General features: G+C 51.7%; 14 protein-coding genes and 1 riboswitch. Of the genes, 4 read left to right on the plus strand and 10 right to left on the minus strand.

Features of this window, described 5'->3' with window-relative positions; translation table 11 throughout:
* Positions 1–73: 73 nt before the first annotated feature.
* Positions 74–508, minus strand: coding sequence for an EamA family transporter (locus SY83_RS03390; protein ID WP_068604260.1), 435 nt, complete (start codon positions 506–508; stop codon positions 74–76).
* Between the two features lie 152 nt (positions 509–660).
* On the opposite strand from SY83_RS03390, the gene SY83_RS23235 reads away from it, so the two are divergent.
* Positions 661–828 (plus strand): hypothetical protein, encoded by a 168-nt coding sequence (locus SY83_RS23235; RefSeq protein WP_197479953.1) that lies wholly within the window; start codon positions 661–663, stop codon positions 826–828.
* 188 nt (positions 829–1,016) lie between these two features.
* Entirely contained in the window at positions 1,017–1,655 is a 639-nt protein-coding gene (locus SY83_RS03395) for a metal-dependent hydrolase (RefSeq protein WP_068604261.1), read from the plus strand.
* A 22-nt stretch (positions 1,656–1,677) separates the two neighbouring features.
* Here the strand turns inward: SY83_RS03395 and SY83_RS03400 are convergent, their stop codons facing one another.
* From SY83_RS03400 to SY83_RS03425, 6 genes are all read right to left on the minus strand, one after another.
* Positions 1,678–7,764 (minus strand): NEW3 domain-containing protein, encoded by a 6,087-nt coding sequence (locus tag SY83_RS03400; RefSeq protein ID WP_068604264.1) that lies wholly within the window; start codon positions 7,762–7,764, stop codon positions 1,678–1,680.
* Between the two features lie 601 nt (positions 7,765–8,365).
* Positions 8,366–9,997 carry a response regulator transcription factor gene (locus tag SY83_RS03405; protein ID WP_068604266.1) on the minus strand — a complete coding sequence of 544 codons (1,632 nt, stop codon included), beginning with the start codon at positions 9,995–9,997 and terminating at the stop codon, positions 8,366–8,368.
* A 110-nt stretch (positions 9,998–10,107) separates the two neighbouring features.
* On the minus strand, positions 10,108–11,835 hold the full coding sequence (locus SY83_RS03410) for a cache domain-containing sensor histidine kinase (protein ID WP_068604269.1): 1,728 nt from the start codon (positions 11,833–11,835) through the stop codon (positions 10,108–10,110).
* A 53-nt stretch (positions 11,836–11,888) separates the two neighbouring features.
* Positions 11,889–13,466, minus strand: coding sequence for an extracellular solute-binding protein (locus SY83_RS03415; protein ID WP_197479954.1), 1,578 nt, complete (start codon positions 13,464–13,466; stop codon positions 11,889–11,891).
* 28 nt (positions 13,467–13,494) lie between these two features.
* On the minus strand, positions 13,495–14,367 hold the full coding sequence (locus tag SY83_RS03420) for a carbohydrate ABC transporter permease (protein WP_068604271.1): 873 nt from the start codon (positions 14,365–14,367) through the stop codon (positions 13,495–13,497).
* 26 nt (positions 14,368–14,393) lie between these two features.
* Positions 14,394–15,395, minus strand: a complete 1,002-nt coding sequence (locus SY83_RS03425) for an ABC transporter permease (protein ID WP_407944610.1) — start codon at positions 15,393–15,395, stop codon at positions 14,394–14,396.
* 178 nt (positions 15,396–15,573) lie between these two features.
* Here SY83_RS03425 and SY83_RS03430 point away from each other — a divergent pair, with 178 nt between their 5' ends.
* The gene (locus SY83_RS03430) at positions 15,574–16,221 is read left to right on the plus strand and encodes a GNAT family N-acetyltransferase (RefSeq protein WP_068604273.1); all 648 of its coding nucleotides are present in this window, start codon (positions 15,574–15,576) and stop codon (positions 16,219–16,221) included.
* Positions 16,222–16,225: 4 nt separating this feature from the next.
* Here SY83_RS03430 and SY83_RS03435 read toward each other — a convergent pair whose 3' ends face one another.
* Both SY83_RS03435 and SY83_RS03440 read right to left on the minus strand, forming a co-directional pair.
* Entirely contained in the window at positions 16,226–17,335 is a 1,110-nt protein-coding gene (locus tag SY83_RS03435; RefSeq protein WP_068604275.1) for a hypothetical protein, read from the minus strand.
* A gap of 108 nt (positions 17,336–17,443) precedes the next feature.
* A riboswitch (cyclic di-AMP (ydaO/yuaA leader) is annotated at positions 17,444–17,588 on the minus strand.
* 31 nt (positions 17,589–17,619) lie between these two features.
* Positions 17,620–18,477: a helix-turn-helix transcriptional regulator gene (locus SY83_RS03440; protein ID WP_068604277.1), complete on the minus strand. Its 858-nt coding sequence runs from the start codon at positions 18,475–18,477 to the stop codon at positions 17,620–17,622.
* A 138-nt stretch (positions 18,478–18,615) separates the two neighbouring features.
* Between SY83_RS03440 and SY83_RS03445 the strand changes: the two genes are divergently transcribed.
* Entirely contained in the window at positions 18,616–19,395 is a 780-nt protein-coding gene (locus SY83_RS03445; RefSeq protein WP_197479955.1) for a phytanoyl-CoA dioxygenase family protein, read from the plus strand.
* A gap of 16 nt (positions 19,396–19,411) precedes the next feature.
* Here SY83_RS03445 and SY83_RS03450 read toward each other — a convergent pair whose 3' ends face one another.
* Complete coding sequence (locus tag SY83_RS03450; protein ID WP_068604279.1) at positions 19,412–19,903, minus strand: DinB family protein; 492 nt, start codon at positions 19,901–19,903, stop codon at positions 19,412–19,414.
* Between the last annotated feature and the right edge of the window lie 18 nt (positions 19,904–19,921).

A 19,921-nucleotide genomic window follows, 5' to 3' on the forward strand; every position in this document is an offset into this window, starting at 1 on the left:
AAGAATCCCCCGCGCTCAGGGACTCTTCTATCGAGGCTGGACGTACGCCAATCAGCAGCTGTTACCCTGCAAGTTAACCTAACGCGATCATGATCGCTCCGGCTACCATCAGTCCGGCGCCCATCACGCCCCACACCGAAATTTTCTCGCCGAGGAAAACAAACGCCAATCCAATTGCGAATACCACGCTAAGCCGGTCAATGGGCACCACCTGACTTACTTTACCTTGCTGCACGGCAAGGAAATAGAACAGCCAGGAGCAAGCGCCGGCCAAGCCGCTCAACGTAATAAACAACAGCGCCTTCCGATTGGCGATCATCTCCGGGATCAGGCTCAGCTTGCCTTGGACGGTTATGACAATGACGAGAAACACGGCCATAATGATGCCGCGGAGAGCGGTTGCGGCGTTGGAATCGAGGTGTTGCAGCCCTATTTTGCCAAAAATCGCGACTAAAGCTCCTGTTATCGCCGCTAACAGCGCGTAAACCAACCAGAGATATGTGGCCAAGCCGATTGCCCCTTTCGCCTGCGGGAAATGATTACATTTAACGGATAGTATTCCCTCCGGATGTGGTAATAAGCACTCCTTTTTTGAATGATTTTCAGGAGAAGGGACATTTTAACAATGAACTACAATAAGCTAGATGGAGGAAGGTTACCATGGAAAACAAATCCCACGAAGGCAACTATACCGGCAGTACGAACATGAAAGCGGAAAATCAGGACATGGAATTTGTCAACGACACACTGGAGAACGCCAAAAATACGACCCCATTCAATATTCAAAAAGACGATTTGAACAAAGGCCGTAACAAACATCAAAAGTAACGATCCAAATAAAACCCAAGGCTACCGGAGTTCCGGTAGCCTTGGGTTTTATTGAAGTGATTGCTCAAACCTTTAAATCATGGTAGGATAAAACAAGAACATATGTTTCCTTTTTCATCCAGTTAAATATTCCATTGCATGCACTCTTACATCACAACACATCACATCAGTCATCGGAGGAAACAAGCATGAAAGGCTCCACCCACCTGGCCATTGGTGCCGCTATCGGTATCGGGGCGGCAGCGTATTACCCCTTTACTTTACAGAATGCAGCACTTTACATCACAGTTGCCTCTTTCTCCGCCTTAAGCCCGGATTTAGACGGACCCAGCATGTTAAGCAGTCACCTAGGGAAGCTTTCCCGCTGGATCAATCTGCTCCTGATCGGCTTAGGAGCGGCACTCCTTGGAATCGTAGCGTACCAATACTTCTACCTGGATCATTTCCAGTTGAAATGGGCCTCCGTTGGGATTATGGTATTTCTGCTGGGCCTACTTGTCAGCCAGGGTACGCTTCGCAACGCGCTTGTCAGCCTTGTCGGTTGCGGTGTAATCTATGCCGCATGGACTATGGAAATGCATTGGCTCATTGGCTTCGGCGTATTTGTCGCCTGGGCGCCTTGGCTCAAGCACCGCGGACTTACCCATACATTATGGGCGTTGCTGGCTTGGGGTGCCATAGGATACGGTTTGGAGCAGCAACTGCATATAACCGGTCTGATGAACACCGCCTTTGTCGGCTACCTGTCTCATTTATTAACGGATACAATCACTCCTAAAGGCGTGAAGTGGCTGTATCCGTTATACAACAAGTCGTTTAAGGTTTGATTGTTCCGCCTATACAAGTCGTCTAAGGTGTTGTTGTACCCGCTAAATACGCTTCAATCTCGTATATCCGGGCATAGGCGTCTTTCGGGCTGCCTTTCGTAATGTGAAGTCGCAGGTGTGTGGCTGTCACGGGGCTTACCGTATGCTCCGTGACGGAGTCTGTATTTCCGACAATCGGCGCCGTCAAATTCGTCCAAGGCCCGCTCTCGCTGTTGGCATATTGCAACTGGAAGTCGGCGGTATTAAAGGATGGGTCGCCCGCCACCCCCATATGCCGAACAATTACCTTGTTTATAGTTCTGGGTTTGCCGAAGGCGACGGTGAGATCATGCTGCGTCATCGTATCCAGGCTGATCCACCGCTCCACTTGCGGTGAAGAGTAGCCGCCGTCAATGGCTTTCATTGCCGCGTTATTGCCGGTTAACTCGGTGCTCGCCGTTGCTATGCTGCCCAGTGCGGACAGTGCGACATTGCGTGTACCGTTAATCCGCCACAGCACTTTGGGCGAAACCGCGCCCCCGCCATCGGCATATACGAATGCACTCTCTTCCGACGCCTGAAGCTGCGCGCTCGGTTTAACCTGGACCGTACGGGTAACAGAGGTGCCTGGCGCTAAAGCCTCGAACGCCAGTTGCCCTTCCACTGTCCAGTCCGAAGGGACATCCACATGCAGTGTTCCGCTCATGGAGACAGCCCCATCGTTAAACAAGGTAACATCCAACGGTTTAGCCTCTCCCGCGAGCAGTGTTGAGCGATAGGAGGACAGTTCAAGCCTCAGTTTGGAAATCACATTCACTTTCAATGCGTTATTTCTTTCCATATGAGCAGTATTCGACATGAATTTCAAGGTGACAGGCAACATATAGGTTCCGGTTGGCGTTGCAGCCGTCGGGCGAACCATGAAGATCTGTTGCGCCGATTGACCCTGGAGCAGTTTAGGCAAGCTCCTGCTGCTCGTTCCGCTCTCCAGCGCCCATCCCTCCGGCAGTTGGAGCAAGACTTTTCCCTCAGCCATGGGAATACCCGTCGTGTTCTTCACATTCACTTTCAGTTGCAACACTTCACCTTGAAACAGACCGGTCCCTGAAGACAAGTTTGTCGTGATTTCCGGTTCAACAGGCATAAGTACAGCCAGCCGAAGGGACACGATTCGCTGTGTAAGCTTTATACACTCATGCAACGCTAGAGCATTGGCATGGGCTCCGGAAAATACAGGCAGATTCGTATTGAGCCATTCTTGTACTTTCTGTACCTCTCTAAGATAGAGAAGCAATGCCTTCGTCGTCTCCGGTGTCCCGTTAGCCGTATTCAACATGACTTGTTGTCCTGTTGATCTTAATTGTTTGATCGAGTTAATTAACGCGGTCCTCTTCGCTGCACTCAACGGGCGTCCCAGTTCAGAGCCTGCCAACGTTTCAGCGCGGGCCAAGCGCAGTTTTACCCGCTCCTGCTGCCAGCTTAATTCATCAGTAACAACCAAAGACTTCATTGCGGAGGAATGCACTTTCCCGGATAAGGTGCGTGTTTCCACAATATATTGGAAGGGCTGCTCTTGCGGAATCGGACCTACCGAGAATTCAAACGGGTATTCCCGCTTTAATTGGCGTTTCCACCCTTGCCCGTCGTTGTAATGAAGCACCGCTTCGGATACGACACTGTCCTTGACGGTTGAATATACATAAGCGTCATACTCTTGATTGTTATGAAGCAGCAGGGCGCCTTCTATGGTTCCCAGCTCCGGCGCTTCCTGAACATCCTTACTGTAACTAAGCTTCTGCTGATCCGGTTGCAAGCTGTTGCCTTTCCATTCCAGGGATTGCAACTTGACATTCAACCCGTCAAGGACCACCGTCATCATCCCCTTGGCCGGCAAAGTCAGCGTCAATTGTCCGTTACTCATAGACGCCAAGGTTTCTCCGCCGTCCGCATCGAACACTTTCACTGAACGAGTGGCTGCAGCCCCCATCCGTGCGGAATCCATCTTCACCGTTAGAGTCGTCGGCTTCTCATCATAATTCATCAGGGGAACCGCAACCGTCGACCCGTTCGTCGCCGCGATCCAGCTCACCTGAGGCGTTCCCGTGGTTACCAATCCTTTGGGCAGCCAAAGTTGCATCCCTTGCATTCCGTACATCTCACCCTGCTTGTGCGCGTAATACTTGTTCCTGAACCAGAGGAAGCTGTTGTTACCCACGCTTAGTCCGGGATCCGTCTCTCCCTCGAACCGGATCTTACCGCCCGCGCGGTACATCATGTCATTAATCATAAAGTCCAGTGTAAGCCCAATCTGAATGGGAATATGATGGTAATACAATTCCGTAATATCCGGGCCGTCATATGGATAACGCGGATCCATCTGCTGAACCGAATACTGGCGGTAATAATAACCCGGATAGTTGCCAAACCGGCCAACGACGGCGCTTCGGGCCGCATCCTTGTACAGCTCCTTACCCGTTAGTTGGGACAACCGGAGCAGATAGCCCGCCCAGTTCGGATTCATGATATTCCCGTTCCCGCCGAGATCTTCGTACGTGATGCCTTGCTCCAAAGTTAATCCGGCTTGGGACGGAATCCACCCTTCCACCTGACGCTGCATCGCCGCAATGTCATACGGCCATCCCAGTCGGTCGCCGGTCCAGTGCACATAAGGGGAACGATGGACGCTGGCCCCGGGCACCGTAATAATCTCTTTCCCCGGAACAGGCTGCATCCACACGGATGTTAAGAACTGATCCGCCGCTTTAACCACGCCCTCAAGATAACGCTCATCCAGAGTAAGCTCATACAGGTCCATCAACGCTTCCCAGTCCGGCCAATTGCTGAATACGAACGCTGTTCCGCTGAGCGTATACGTCTGACCCGGCTTGGTTTCCGAAGCGACAATCTGATCCCCGATCAGCTTCGCCTGGTTTAGCAAGTTAGGGTCTTTACTGGATCGATACCCGGCCAACACATCCAGCAAGCTTGCTTTGTTCCCGCTGCTCAGTTCTTGCAAGCCCTTGTTGTACAGCACGGCAGAACTGCGTTTACCCATCTCGTACATGGGCATCAGTGCCGCGGCGCCATAGGCTGCCCCGCCTAAGTCCGATACCGCGCCAGGGCCCTTCTTCTCCTCTGTCGGCGAGAACACACGATCACTGCGGGAAATCAGGGATTCGGTCAGCGGCAGCACCCTTTTGCGATAAATATTCTCGTCCCCTGTCAACAGGTAAGCTTCCCATGCGGCCAGACTGTTCCCGTGCTTCACCGCGTTCAGTATTTCAATATCTTTAAAGCCCTTGGCCCGCTCCCACCAACCGCTATGTTCATCGTCCATCATGAGTTCAATCATGTTGTGAACGGCATCTGTGAGCGAAGTTTGCCAAGAGGTTCTGTAGTCTTTGAAACCGTATAGCCGCCGAGCTACCTTCTCGTACACGGACGACCAGTCCCCGCGCTCCACTATATAGTGGTAATCGAACGTATAAGGCTTATCTATGGTCATTAGAGATCCTTCCGCGCCCAACAAAGGCGCTGCCAATCCCGGCTGTACGCCGCCGTCCGGAGCATTAATCAGCATGCCGAACTTGGAAGTTTCAAGCTTCGCCATGCGTGCCGGAATCTCTGACGCATCGGGGGCAAGCCCGAATTGGACCGGACCTGCGCCTTCCACGTTAACCTCGGCCATTGCGAGCGGGTTCGGCAGCTGATATTCAGGCACCATGTAAGGCTGGGAAGGCAGGCGTTTGTTATTAATCAGAAACCCTAACTGAATGTTATTAATTTCATTCAGCGGTTTACGGAAGAACGACTCCGCCACCACAGACCAGTGCCCTGTCTTCCGCGGCGTGAACGTTTGCTTCACTTGGGGCCAGCCGTCTTCGGCCAAAGTCCAAGTCCATTGAAGGTCATATTGCTCCGCCACGGAAGTTTGCAACACCACGCCTTGTTCCGTAATCTCAATCTCCGAAGGTCTAACCCAAGTAGTCTCCCCGGCGCTAAACACATTAGGTGTTTGATTCGCGGTTGTTGTGGACCACACCGGATGCGTTTGCTGATTATCCTCCTGGAATTGCAATTTACGGAGTTGAACATTAGCGGCATAAACAACGGCATACTTCTCATCCAGCGGATTCACAGGTGTGGGCAGCCATCCCCCTGCCCCGTCCGACAGAAAGATCCGCTTCCCGATAAACGTCTCCGTCCCCTCCGCGGAGGTCCGAACAAACTCCAGCTTGAGCTTATCATTCTGAAGCTCGGCGACCACTTCCTCCTGAAGCGGCGTGACTAAAGCGGGATTGGAAACGGAGAATACCCGCTGACGGACATCCGACACTTCAAGATAATAGGAATAGGTCGTTCCCGGCGTAACGTCTGTATCCATATACACCGTCTCGCTGAGCGGTCCTCCTAAGGCTGTATACTGAAACAATCCGGTAGCCGCATCCAAAGTACCGCGATAGAGTTGATACGACGCTGCTTCCGGCTCCAGCGAAGCGTTCCACTCCATGCTGATGCCTTCGGTGCCGGCTTTGGCGCGGATGTTGTAATTTTGCTCGGGCGGTGAGATTTTACCCGCTACTTCTACCCGGTCCGCTTCCATTTCTGTTAAATAAGAACGGAAACCGATCCCCCCGGTCAACAGCGGATCCGTTGTATCGTCCACGTTCGTGACCATTGTGCCGTTCAATTGAACTTGGATTTTGGTGCCTATGGCTGAAATTTTCACTTCATACCACGTGCCCTCCACCCAATCGAAGGGCTTCTGGGTCAAAGTGGTCAGCTTGCCGTTCAGCACTTTAAAGGTCTGGATCAGAAACGCGCCGCTTGTCGTTTTAACCAAACGAAACATGTAAAAATTTTTGTCTCCATTCGCCCGGAACAACACAGATGCGCTTCCGCCCGGAGATGTGTTTAACGCTCGCATGGTGAAGACGGCCGTATAATCGGTCCATGTGGCATTGCCGAGAAAAGTATATTCCGTTGTATTGCTGTTCTTACTTTGGGCCAGTGCAAACGTAGCCGGACTCGTTCCGCCTCCCGCCTCCCGGGTTACCCAGGACCCGCTGCCCAGACGCCAACCATCCGCGGTTCCGTCATTGAAGGAATCAATATACAGCCGTTCGATACCAGGCGTATATTCTCCTGTGATATGCTTGGAGGAGCTTATAGGCACCGAGGTTGCATCAAGCGCCTCGATGACGTACGAGTAAGGGCTGCCTTTAACCGCCTCCGCGTCCAAATACCCTTGACCATACACATCGGCTGCAACGGTGGCCAGGGGCACATAAACCAGTTCCTGCGAGTCCGGAATCGCGACTCCCTTCAGCACACGGTAAGCGGCCGTTTCCGGTTCCGGCCAGGCTCTCCAATACAGCTGGACTCCCTGGTCGAGCAATACCGACTCCCCGCCAAGATTCACCTCGGGGAGCTTGAAAGTTCCTCTGGCTTCAACACGGTCCACGTCCAACTCGGACAAATATGAACGAAAACCGATACCGCCGGCTTTCACTTCATCTGTGGCACCGGTATCCGTGTAAGTGAATTCATTTACACCGTTGACCGATATCGTCATTTTGGCGCCGAGTAAAGCAATCTTAATTTGATACCACCCACCGTCCTGCCAGGCATAAGTTTTTTGGCCCAGATTAGTCAGGGTGCCGTTCACGGAGCGGAACAGTTGAAGATATGTGGTTCCCTCCGCATTTTTGTAAAAGCGAAACCAGTAACCGTTCTTGTTGTCCGAAGCCCGAAAGAGCACAGCATTCCCGCCGTTCGCAGACGTGTTCTTCGGTTTCATGGTTACATCCAGTGTATAATCAGTCCACGTGTTATTGCCTATAAACGTATACTCGGGCGTGTTGCTGTTGAGCGTTTGCGACAACACTTGCGCCGTGCCGTAGACGGTGTCCTGAACGGTAACCGCCTTCCAGTTCGGACTGCCGAGCGTCCAACCTTCTGCCGTGCCGGAAATAAATGAGTCCACAAATCGTGCCTCGTCACCAGACGCGGCATAAGCGGGAGTATCCAGGTCCAGCCGATCAAGCGGCCAAGGCTGAAGCAGGGAGAGCAACAGGATCACGGCCATAAAGCCGGGAAGCTTGTGAAGCCATTTCGTCATGGAAGTCATTTCATCCCATCTCCTTATTAGGGATTTTTAGTGGTGCACCCGTGATGTCTGAACCGACGAATCCTTGGATAAATCACGCTTAACTCCCATTCTTTCCAACCTTGTCCGCGGCTAAAATGGTTCAAAGGCGGCACACTCTGGATAACTGTAAATGTAAGCGCTTTAATAATAGTATAGAAAGAACTCCTGCTTTTACCCTCTGACATCTTCGGCATTTCGTTTGCGATCTTCGGAGGTTGCTCAGGCTGTCCGGTACGCTAATCGCCTCTCGCAACGCTACACCGCTTGCCCGTACGCTAACGGCCCTCGGAACGCTACACCGCTATCCGTGCACGCTAACGAATCATGGTGACGCTTAGCAGTCTATTGATGTCGTTTGGAGCAACTTTTCCCCCGCTAAGCGTTCATACGATTCGTTAGAATTCACAAACAGCTTAAATGGGTCTCTAAGGATCATCAGGATTCGTTAGAGCATCCAGCCTCATCCACTTAAATTGCACGGTTCTTTACAATCTCCCACCACCTCATCAGCTTTCCACAATGTCGATCTCCCGCAAACGTAAAAACACGCCCCACCACAACCGCGGCGAGCGTGCTTTCTTCATCTCTTCATCGTCATAAACTTCTGCGGCGTGGCGCCCGCGTACTTCTTGAACAATGTGCAAAAGTACCTCTCGTTCGCTATACCCACCGCAAGCGACAGCTCCTGGTTGTTGTAGCGCCGCGTGCGCATCATCTCCATCGCTTTCTCGATCCGCATCCGGTTGACATAGTCGGTGAAACTTTCTCCGCACTCTTTTTTGAACATTTCGCTGAAATAGGTCATGTTTAACCCGACATGGTGCGCCACATCGCCCAAGGCCACTTTCTCCGCGAGATGATCCGCGATATACTTCTTGGCCTTCTTCAGCTCATCCCGTTCCAGCAAACCGTCGCGGGTGGCCGCTTTCAGGCGCAAAGCCTCCGACCAGATCTGTCCCAACTTCCGCACGAAGGAACTTAGGTTGTCGCCCCAGTTCACACCCGTATCCGCAACCACCAACAACCGATGCTTCCGTAACGTCAGCCCAAACTCCTCAGCCGCCTCGCAAAGCTTGGCCGGTTCCGTTTCCTTCCGCTCCAGCAGCGCCTGCAGCTCCCCCCAACCAAACGTCAGCGGTTTGTCGCTCACCGCATGCAACACAAGGTCGTCGAGCATCTCCCGAAACCGCGTCAACGCTTCCTCCCGGTAAACCAGCCTGCGCGCAGGTGTCACCACCGCCCGCGCTTCCTTGTAGAACGCGTCCTGCAGCGCGCCCGCCGCATCCCGGGAAGCCAAACCCAACCGCTCCCAACCCGTATAGCTCCGGCTAAACCCCGCGGATACCTGCAGCTTCAGATACTGGTTCACGTTCCGAACCAATTCCGTTCCGAACGCGTAGCACTGTTCTTCCAGCCGCTGCGCGCTGTTTACCTGCTTCCAGGACAGGAAGGCCGCGAACCGGCCGCCACCGCCGCCTGTCAGCTCAAACATAAACCCATGGCCAAACGCCTGCATCGTTTCCTCCGCGATATTGATGACGGCGTATCGCATACGCTTCTGATCCGTGACGTCGTATCGCCCCTGAAAGGCATCGAACGCATCAATGCGCAGATGCATGCAGCAATACGTCTTGGGTTCAAACCGGATCATCAAAGCCTCCCGGTTACGCTCCATTACCGAAGCTATGACGGATCCGGGCAGCGTAATGGACGCTCCCCCCGCTTCCAGCAGCTCCGCCATCACTTGCTTACGCAAACGGTAACTGTGTTCCCGCATCGATTGTTCAATCCGGCTCAGCTTCGAGCCTTGCTCCGAATTCGCCTCAATCGTCAACCTGGCGTTGTTCAACGCTCGCAGCAAATCGCGTTCATTCAACGGGACTTTCACCAGATACTCTGTCACATTCAACGCCATGGCCTGTTTGGCATAGTCAAAATCCTTGTACGCGCTCAAAATAACAAACACGGTTTCTTTCAGCCGGGGCTTCAGCGCTGTAATCAAATCAATGCCCGTCATATGAGGCATCACAATGTCGGTAATCACGATATCCGGCTTCAATTCCAGCGCAAGCTCCAAGCCCTCTTGCCCGGAACAGGCTTTGCCAATCAGCTTGTAACCGCCTGCGGCAAACTCCGGTTTATCCCAGAGACTCGCTAACCGCTGAACAATCAGCGGCTCATCATCTACAATGAAGCACGTCAACGTTCGCATACACGACCCCCTGGGAACCAACTTTATAACCACGTTAATGCCTTGCCTTGCACTACCCTGCCACGCCCTGCCTTACCTTCCGGTCCTTGCCTTACCCTGCCTGCCTCGCCTTACTCCATCACCCATCGAATCGTTACCGTTGTTCCTTCGCCCACCGCACTTCGCACCTCAAGCCCGCTGAGCTCATTTCCACAGTGCAATTGGATCCGTTTGTGGATGTTGTATAACCCGATACGCTTCCGGCGATGCGGAACGGTGCTGTACCGGTCCGGCGCCAACAAAGCTTCCACTTGTTCTTCCGTCATCCCCACGCCATGATCTTCAACGGAAATCAGAACCGCCTCCGCTTCCCGCCAAGCGCTTATGCGGATCGGCCCCATCCTACTACTCCCCCTGTACCCGTGAAAAATACTGTTTTCCACAATCGGCTGCAGCATCAGGCGCAGCACAGGCCAGTCCCACAATTCCTGATCCACCTTTGTCACGAACTCAAAGTGGCCGTCGTAACGAATATTTTGGATCAAAAGATAATGTTCCACATTCCATAGTTCATCCCGCAGCGTGACCTGATCCGAAGCGTCAGCAACCCCGTACTCCAGGATTGAAATTAAAGCGCCGATAATCGGGTCGACTTGTTCGGTTCTTCCCAGTTCAACCACATTGCTGATGGAGCCCAGCGTATTATACAGAAAATGAGGATTGATCTGCGATTGCAGCACCTGAAACTCCAGGTCCCGCTTCAGCTTCTCGCTGGCGTTCAGATTGTCGATCAGATGGCGAATTTTGCGAATCATATCCGAGAACTCCGAAGCAAGCTCGCCGAATTCATCCTTGCGGTCATCCCGTATAACGACGTTGAGATGTTGATCGGCTTTCATCTGCCGCATTACCCGCATTAAACGATTCAACGGTTTGCGGATAAACCGCGCAATCAACCATGCAGCCGCGAGACTGACCATGAATCCGAAAGCGATGAAATAAACGAGGTAATGCTCCAGCAAGTTGAGCGCATTCTCCACACGGCTTCCTTGCAAGACGGAAAAAGCCACCCAATTCAGGCGGGGAAGATACCTTTTGTCAATATACATGCGTGTCATCTGTTCAGTTCTGACGGTCAGCTGCTGATAAGGCTCATTGATGATATCCCGCGCTGTCAACGTACCTACCTTTAATTCCGGCGGCGCAACCCGTGATGAACCCGAACCCGCTTGCGCGGGCCAGGCAATCACATTTCCTTCGGCACTCAACAAACCCAATCGAATATCCTCGGTGCCGCTCAGTTCCAACATTCGGTTCACCAGCGATCCGATATTCAGATCCACGGCCACCACGACATAATCCTTACCCTGCCGTATGCTGCGGGAAATGGTTACCGTCCACCCGGAATACGGGGAGACATAAGGCTCGCTGATGATGGTCTCCGGCCAGGCCTCCACCGTTTCCTGATACAGGACTTGCCGGTTCGGGACGGCTTCACTAAACACTTTGGAATAGATATTGCCTCCCGTCACCGTCAGGTCCCGCTCAATCAGATAGATGTTGTTGATGTACTCCAGGCTGGAATCGTACAGATCGTCAACCTGGCTCTGCAGATGTTCATTCAATTCAACGCCGACCAGCGTCTCTACCGACGAGAGCAAATTACCGGCCATAGCCGAATACAAGTCGAGGTATTGCTCCACCTTGAGCAGAATCTGCTCCGTGTACACTCTCTCATGCTTCACCATCTCGCCCCGCATAAATTGATAGGACACCAGACTGATCAAGAGAATGGAACAGAGCAGAATCGCGAAGCATAACGTAAACAGTTTAAACGATATTCCGTGAATCCAGCGCATTAGACCTCACTCAAATCTACCAGCATTATACAATTAACATATGAGACTACTTTCTATTTCAGTATCCCCTGCTCCTGCAATTGCTTTGTGTTGATTTCAATGAGTTTGTTTAACTGGAACTTTTCATTCACCGTCTGGACAAAAGCATCCCAGTTCGTCAAAGGCTCCTTCCCTGTAATAAACTTCAGCATCATCTCTCTCATATACTTGGTGCGGTCCGCCGCAATCGTATCTTCCGGATCAGGAACGAGGAAAGGAATTACATTGTTCGGCTTCAAATATTTTTGGTTAAGTTCCAGGTTTTTGCTTGTATTCTCGTTTTTGAAATTAAAGTACACCGTGTCGTTCGCTCTTCTGACAAAAGCGTAATGGCGGGTCCAGCTGTAAGCCTTATCCACGAATTTATCCGTTACCGCGACCTGGTCCCCGGTCTGTGTCCATGTTACATCCTTCACACCGTAAGCCAGCCAAGGGTAAATTTCTTTGTCCGTGTACATGTATTGCAACAATTCCAGCAGCCGCTTCACTTTGTCCGGATCTTCCGCAGCCTTCTTGGAGATGACCCATTGGCCGTTCTGGAACACGTCGAGCGAGAGTATCTGGTCTCCGTTCGGGCCTTTCGGAGGTGCGATCTGGATCCAATCCGGCACTTCGCCGCCCAGCTCCTGCATCAGCTTCTGACCGTCCGGCTCCATCCGGCGCCAGTCCGCTACCACGACACCCACTTTACCTTTATTCATCTTCTCATCGAGCTGGGAGCGCATGTTAATGGTCACCCAGTCCGGATCAATAACCTTTTCTTTCACCATGCGATTAATATAAGCCAACGCGTCCTTCATGCGCGGATCTACATTGTTCACGGTCACTTTACCATCCACGACATCCATGCCCTCAGGGCTGACCCCGAACATCCAGAACAGATACTCGAGTCCGGAATCCAGCTTACCCTCTTTCGTCAAACCGCCGGCAAAACCGTACGTATCCGCCTTCCCGTTTCCATCGGGATCGTCAAACGTGAAAGCTTTCATGACAGTAAATAACTCTTCATGCGTTGTAGGCACAGCCAGCTTCAGCTTCGTTAACCAGTCATTGCGAATCCAGTAACCATTTACACCGCCAATCCCTTCCGTACCGGGGATACCGATGGTCTGGTTGTTATATTTCATGGCCGTCCAACGGGATTCCTCAAAGGCGCCCACAAGCTCCGGCGTATCTTTCAAGTAGTCATCCAAAGGTACCACAGCATTCTGATTAAACAGCTTGACGGCGGTGTCGCGGTCATCCACTGCGATTAAATCCGGCACGCTGCCCGAAGCAATTAATGTATTAATTTTCTGCAGCTTCTGATCCGGAGCGAAGACGAAATCCAGCTCGATGTTGAGTTTCTCCTCCAACAGCTTGCGCGCGGGGTCATTCTCCCGTTCCGGATGCGGGTTCTCCAAGCCGAAGCCCGGGTTGAACATCGTCACTTTATAAGTTTTGGCAACTTGCTCTTGCGGTTCGGGGGCATTATTGTTCGCGGGCTTCGCTTTATCATTCGCGTTCCCCTTCTCATCGTCTGTGGAACAGGCGACCAGAGCCGCTGTCATGCACAACACACCTAATGCGGTAATACACCATTTTTTCACCATACGCTTCATCGCTCCCCTAATTTTCATATTAACCTTTCACGGAACCCAGCAATACTCCTTTCGTAAAATGTTTCTGAATAAACGGATACACCAGCATAATCGGCAAAGTGGTTACTATGACAGCCGCCATCTGGATGGACAGCGGGTTAACCTTATCTTCGGCTTCCGGGATAAATTCACTGGTCACGTCCGTTGCGCCAAGCAAAATAAAGCGGAGAACCACCTGCAGCGGATACTTGTTCGGATCGTTGATGTACATGAGGCCGTCGAAGAAGCTGTTCCAGTGCCCCACGGCGTAAAATAATCCTAACGTTGCGATAATCGGCATGGATAAGGGTAACAGAATGGAGAACAGCAGCTTCATCTCGCCGGCGCCGTCGATTCGGGCGGACTCGAATATTTCCTCGGGCAGCTGTTCAATAAAGCCTTTCATGACCAGCAGCAGAAAGCCGCTCACCAGACCCGGGACGATCAAGGCCCACACCGTATCCAGCAACCCCAGACTCTTCACGAGCAGGAACTGCGGGATCATGCCTCCGCTGAACAACATGGTAAACAGGATGTAGAGCAGGAAGATGTTGCGGCCGGGCAACTGCTTGCGGGCCAAGGGGTACGCTGTCGTCAGGGTAAAAATCAGATTCAGCAGCGTGCCCACCACGGTAACGAATATCGTGATTTTGTAAGCATTAATGATCTGATTGCCCACCAGCAATTCCCGATAAGCGGCCAGCGTGACATGCCGAGGAATCAGAACAATACCCCGCTGCGCCACCTCGCCCATGGAAGTGAATGAAACACTGAGGACGTAGATGAACGGCAGCAAACAGCATAAGGCCAGTAAGGTCAGCAGCAAGTAATTGACGGCGGAGGCCGCTTTCTCACTCCAAGTGGGATATTCCATAGCTTGAAGTCTCCTTTCATAAGAGGTTACCAGATCTGGCCGTCGTAGCGTTTAGCCAGACGATTGGCGCCCAGTAACAGCGCGAAGCCTATGACGGATTTAAACAATCCGACCGCGGTAGCGAGCCCGTACTGCATCTCCTGCAGACCGACACGGTATACCCAGGTGTCAATAACATCGGAGCGGTCCTGGTTGAAGATATTCGACATCATGAACACTTGATCGAAGCCGACATCGAGAATATGACTCAAACGCAGGATAAACATCAGAATGATGACGTTGCGGATGCCCGGTAAAGTAATGTGCCACAAGCGGCGCCAGCGGGAGGCTCCGTCGACTTGAGCCGCCTCATAAAGCGAAGGATCAATGCCGGCGAGCGCCGCCAGGTAGATGATGGCTCCCCAGCCGATGCCGTGCCAGATATCCGAGGATACCAGCAGGAACCGGATCCACGAGGACTCCGTAAGGAACGAAATCGGATTGTATCCGTATTCCTTAAGCAGGAGGTTAAACAGTCCCTCTCCCGGCGCCATCAGCGCGAGCATGAGCCCGTAAATGATGACCCAAGAGATGAAATGCGGCAGGTACGTAATCGTTTGAATGGAGCGCTTGAACCATTCCGCCTTCACACTGTGCAGCATGAGCGCCAAGATAATGGGGGCTGGGAAGCCGAATACGATTTTGTAAAAAGCGATAATCAGGGTGTTCGTCATAATGTCCTTAAAGTAAACGCCTTCAAAAAACCGCTGAAAGTGTTCCAGCCCAACCCATTCGCTTGCCCAGATGCCGTCGGTGAGGTTGTAATCCTTGAACGCGATAATGACGCCGCCCATGGGCACGTATTTAAAGATCGTAAAGTAAAGCAAGCCCGGGATCAGAAGCAGATAGAGCGCTTTGTAGGCCCGTAGATTTTTGAGAATTCGCCGGGCAGGGCGTTTCAATTTTATGGATGAATCCATCGATGATCGTGAGCGTTGCTGTCGGCGTTGATGAGAATGGCCGGTCGTGGTGCTTTTCGGGACCTCCATAGGGGATGGCCGCCTCCTCCCTGTTGATTTGTTTTCAGTATAAGGGCTGGAGACTCAACGATTTTCTGCTATATACGGGAGATGGTTCAAAATTTTCGGGTGGGTGGCCGGGCATAGATTTCGCCTCGGGCAAGTATGTTTAACTGTAGAGTTAATTCGGGTTGAATAGGAGGACAATATGTACGAAGCCGTATTGCCAATGCAGAAGCATCATCACCGTCTGGCGGGGGACACATTGACGGAAGCTTTCAAGGATTCGCCGATGTTTGTTCACTTATTTCCGGAGCCCGTTAAGCGCCGCAAAGTGTTAAGCATGGTCTTTCCGATCATGATCCAGATGCTCCATGCGGTCGGTACCGTTTACGTGTCTTCGGATGAAGTGGAAGGTATTATTTGTGTACGCAAAGCAGGGACCATCCGCGCCCGGAACTCGCTCCCCCTGCTTGCGCTCAAGTTGCTTGTTCGCTTACCGCGTGTATTTCTGCAGGTTTCCCCGATTCAGTTTCATATGAAAGCAAAAGAGCTGAAGGAATTATCCTCAGCTCTCGATCCTTACTATAAACATCATCGCAATTTTCTGGTCCTCGACGCGGTAGCTGTTCATCCGCGCTATCAAGGACAAGGGAAAATCAGTCCATTAATTCATTCGGCTCTGCAAGAAGCCCGGGAAAGCGGAACGTTCTGTGTGCTGCAGACCGAAACGGAGTTTAACGCTTCACTCTATGAACATTTCGGCTTTAAGCGGGTCCGGACGTTTCCATGTATTAACGGTGCTTTCAACACCTATGTGCTGCTTTATGATCCCCATGGGATCGTGCAATCGTGAAATTCTAGAGAACCCCAATCTCAGAGGATGTCTCTGAATCGGAATTTTCAGATGCGAGCGGTTCTGTTGCCGCATTGCGCTGAAGCTTCCGCCGAGCCAACTCGTCATTTTGAAGCTCATCCAGCTCCGTGGCGCCCGGAGGGCAATCGAGAATGAGGATGCCCTCTTGGTCATTCCGGGACCGATAATACTTCAAGTATGCTTTCCCTTGATTAATCGCCATAATCTCCATTTTGCCGGATCGATGATTAATGGAAAGACGTACCCCTTTGCCGGAACCTACAGTCCGATACTTGGCCTCTTCCACGATCTGATACACTTCCTCCAGCGGAAGTACAAACTCGTGATTTCCCTTGACCTGCCGGTTGACGAAGAAGTCGTAAGGGGTTACTCCCGCGCCGGACAGCTTATCTAATAATTCTGCCAGTACAACGGGATCATCATTGACACCCTTAAGAATCGGAGTTTGGTTGTTGAGAATAACCCCCGCGTCATGTAGCGCCCGGAAAGCCCGGATCGCGTCCGTTGTAAGCTCCCGCGGGTGATTTACATGATTGGAGATGTAAATTCGTTGCTCCGGCGTGGAGAAATCATGAAGCGTGTACAGAAGCTCCATATCCTCCGAAATTCGCTTCGGATTGAACGACGTCATCTTCGTGCGCAGACGAATCACATGCACATGCTTCATGTCGCGCAGACGGCTAAGCAGCTGGTGCAACCGTTCCGTGGCAGGTCTGAAGCTGTCCGCGCCCGTAATAATGACGCTGTTGATTTCCGTATTCGCTGCGATATATTTCAATCCAGGTAACGTCTCTGCTCCGCAATCCTCTGTGATACTCAATAATGCCGTGGTTCGATAAATCACCATGCAGCCCGGCGCCTGTTCCAGGCTGTATCCCTTCGCATCCATCATCCCGTATTCGGACAGGATCTCGCTAGGCGTAACTAACAGCTTGCGGATCGGGTCCTTCGGGTCTTCCCACTGAATCAGATTTACATAGTAGTCGTTTAACCTGTAACTAAACTTATCTTGAATCTTTCGGAGCTGTTCCTTGTCCGGTTCGGGAATCATCGTGTAATTGTCGAAATTTGTTATCCTTTTCACCTCAGCCATAAGGCAAGCCTCCTTCTGTTCTGGATTCGATCTATGTTCACGCGTACGGGTCGTTTCAAACGCAAAAAGACCCTTAAAACAAGGGTCTCGGAGTTCAACTAAACATTAATCAGACCCATCTACTGCTGACGAGGTTAGCTGACGGACTCGGGTAAGATGGTACCCTACATTCAGGTCATGAATGATTCGCCCCACGTAATGGTTCCCCCGCTCTTCATGATCCATCGGACCAGAGATTAAGCGTATGTTTATATTAGAACGAATGGAATAGTATGTCAATCCTGCTATAGCCCTGTTTCCGATTGTAATTTGCGGTATTCGCCCGGTGTGAAACCGGTCCACTTCTTGAACGCGCTTTGAAAATAGGTGTCACTTTGGTAGCCGACCAGATCCGCGATTCGGTCCATTCGATAGTCCGTGTGGGTGAGGTATTGCTTCGCCACATCCATTCGATAACGGATCAAATATTGAATAGGGCTGATTCCGGTCTCTTCCTTAAATCGGTGGCACAGATGATGCGGGCTTAGAAAAGTCCTTCTCGCAAGGTCTTTCAGCGTCAGCGGTTCGTGATATTGCTCTTGTATGTAACGTTTCGCTGAAGCTACCGGATCTGTCGTCTGCTTATGATCTTGTGTTTGTGCTTGATGCTTGGCGTTATCGTGATGCATCCGCCGGCAGAGTGTCCCGATAAGCGTACCCATCCACTGATTCGAAATCCACTGTGCTTCAGGCATCATTCTGTTCTGTTCTTCCCATATTTGGTCAAAATAATGCCTTACCCGCCCCTCCAAACCAGCCAGAGGAATGACCGGGGACGTCTGGGTGTCAGCCAGATGATTCGGCGGCAATCCTTGCAGCTGCAAGCCGGAAAAGCCCAGATACATCATATGGAAGCCTTCTTCCCCGCGTGAAGCTTCTTCATGCCAAGCCCCTTCCGGATAACAAATGACCGTCCGGGGACCAACCGTATACTCCAGATTGTTCAATTTAAACGTAAGCCGGCCCTCCAGGATCAGAAGCAGCTCTGAATGATCCTCATGGCGATGCAACGGAAATATGAAAGGATCGCCCGGCTGCCGCTGGATGACACCTGCATAGATGACCTTGGGTTTGGAGCGCTCTTCAATCACGGATAAGTCCATCGGAGGGTCCACCTTACTTTATATAAATCGCAATAATCCATAGGAAGATGCGCAACAATCGAAATGGTCTGCGCCTCCTTCCCATTATATGATGAGATTAGATCAGGAATCCACTCAAATAGAAGGAGCGTGTCAAGCATGACTATGATTAACGGCATTCGCAATATTGAAGAGGCGCTGACATCATTAGACGTTACGGACCACACGTTAACGGAGCAGGAAAAGAAGCAACTGGACGAGCAAGGATTCCTGTTGCTCACGGGTATTATGGAGTCTGATTGGATTCATCAGGTGCGCGAATCTTATGAAACGTTAATGCGCAGAGAAGGCCAGTCGGCGGGGATGGAGGTTCATCAGGAAACCGGTACACGGAGATTAGCCGACTTGGTAAACAAGGGAGAGGTATTCGACCGGATGTATACCCACCCGAAGGTGTTGGCGGGGGTTTATCATATTCTGAAAAGAGAATTTAATCTATCTTCCCTGAATGCGCGGGATGCTGTTCCAGGTCAGGGTCATCAAGCGTTGCATGCGGACTGGGGTGCGAGGACGCAGGGCGAGCCTTTCCATGTGGTCAATTCCATCTGGCTCATCGATGAATTCACAGCCGATAACGGCGCCACCCGGGTCGTTCCCGGCACACAACACCAAGCAGGCTCGCCCGGTGACTACATGAGCGATCCGCAAGGTGAACATCCGGATCAGCAGCTGATTCTGGCGCCTGCCGGCAGCGTGGCGATTTTCAACGCGCATGTGTGGCACGGGGGCACCACCAATCGCACCGCGACTACGCGCCGGGCATGCCACGCCTACTACACCGCCAGCGAACATGAGCAGCAGTTAGACCAGAAGGAGTATATTCGCAAAAGCACGTACGACCGTATTACGGAGGCGGCCCGGTACCTTTTGAACGTGTAGATGTAATCAAATAAGGTTATAAATTTAGACTCGCCAAATCAGTGTCCGGAGGAATATAGCCCAATTGCCGAGCCATGGATGCAATCTGTCCCTTATGGTGAAATTCATGAGTCTCGGTGTGGGTTAACAGCCATAGCGGGGTTGTGCGGAAGGGTTCTTTTTGCCATCTGACTTGGTTCTCGATCGTTTCTTGCCAGCGGTCCTCGAATTCTTCGATGAACTTTAGAACAAGCTCGTCCACAGCTTTAAAACAAGCCCGTACCTGGTTTACATCATATTGTTGAATTTCCTCATCCGTTGCATATACAACTGTACGCTTAAGCCCGAACCGCTCCAGCCAGTTCCGGTAACAATCGGCCACGTGAACGTGGAGTGTAATGATGCTGTCTCTGCCGGAACCCGGCTCCGAATATTGCAGTTTCTCTAGGGGAATCTCCTCCAGAAACGCGAACAGCACTTCTCGGGTTAACCTGAGATATTCGTATTGTTGTCTGAGTACATTAGACATGGATTTGCTCCTTTCAGT

This window comes from Paenibacillus swuensis, from assembly GCF_001644605.1.
Classification (GTDB): Bacteria; Bacillota; Bacilli; order Paenibacillales; family DY6; genus Paenibacillus_N; species Paenibacillus_N swuensis.